The sequence below is a fragment of the Methylobacterium litchii genome (assembly GCF_038442315.1).
In the GTDB taxonomy this organism is placed as follows: Bacteria; Pseudomonadota; Alphaproteobacteria; order Rhizobiales; family Beijerinckiaceae; genus Methylobacterium; species Methylobacterium litchii.
In genome coordinates this window covers 1-1,082 of record NZ_JBBXMY010000048.1, presented here as the reverse complement: position 1 = coordinate 1,082, position 1,082 = coordinate 1, and the positions used below count along the sequence as shown (strand labels likewise).

Sequence of the window (1,082 nt, the reverse complement as noted above, 5' to 3'; positions counted from 1 at the left end):
TCACGATATAGTTCCTGGGCCGACATATTATTTTCGAAAGCAATTTTTCGGATAAGCGCCAGTGTCTCAGCGCTCGCATACAACGATCGGTGAATGTGCCGCGGAGGCGTTTCCTGAGATGTGGTAGCGGACGCTATGTCGAGACGGCGGGACGCGGTGCCTCTCCGGACGGATCCGGTCGGCCGCGCAGTGCCGTCAGGAACGTCCTCATCACGTAGCGGCGCAGCCAGGGGATCATGTCCCTGCGCAGGTATCTGCTGGTGGGGCGGTACCGCGTCGAACGCTGCACGGAGGGAGACGCGCGGAGGTTTATTAGACACTGACTTGCTCCGTCGGCATGCGTTGTTTCGTCCAGGCCCAAAGCTCGCGGATTTCCGCCGCGGCCTTCCCAGCGGGATCGAGCTCGGTCACGCCCAGACCGGTCGCCATCGCATCCCGGTGCGCCACGCGCTCCGAAATCACCGGTCCCACGAGGCCATTCTCCCCGAGCGTCGCGATCACGTCGTTGGTACGCGCGTAGGAGACCGGGCTCGCGGCATTCACGACGAAGCCCAGGATCCGGCCCATGGCAGCAATCCGCCGTGCGGTCGGCGCGCTCGCCCAGAGATCCAGAACCGACGCGCGGACTGGTACCAGGGCGCAGTTGGCATGGCGGAGCGCGACATCCACCTCCGGTCCAAAAGTGCCGGGCGTATCGACGATGCAGAGGGTAACCACCGGTGTCCGACGGGTACTCGTGACCCAGTGATCGAGATCAGCGGGAGCTATGGTCCGAAACACGATGCCGCCTGCACTCCGCAGCATGCCCCAACTCGTAAGCGATCGTTGAGGGTCGAGGTCCACCACTACGACGCGTTCGCCGCTTTCATACGCAGCGACCGCGAGGGATGCAGCGAGGGTGGTCTTACCGCTGCCGCCTTTCTGCGAGGCCAGTGTCAGGATCTGCATGGGTCATCATCTGCACGATCGGGACCGCCTCCAGCGCCCGGTCCGGTGACGCGCGGAAGGTTAGCAGAACGAAAAATCCGCTGCCAGGGTCGACACATAGTTATGTGATTATGTGATCACGCACCCACATAAAT

The 1,082-nt window shown here is 62.8% G+C and carries 1 protein-coding gene; it reads right to left on the bottom strand.

Features of this window, described 5'->3' with window-relative positions:
* Positions 1-312: 312 nt before the first annotated feature.
* Positions 313-948, bottom strand: coding sequence for a ParA family protein (locus AAHF99_RS27095; RefSeq protein WP_342167418.1), 636 nt, complete (start codon positions 946-948; stop codon positions 313-315).
* Positions 949-1,082 lie beyond the last annotated feature (134 nt).

Excerpts from the sequence above, each read along its gene's own strand:
- AAHF99_RS27095 (WP_342167418.1), bottom strand. The coding sequence starts at position 948 with ATGCAGATCCTGACACTGGCCTCGCAGAAAGGCGGCAGCGGTAAGACC.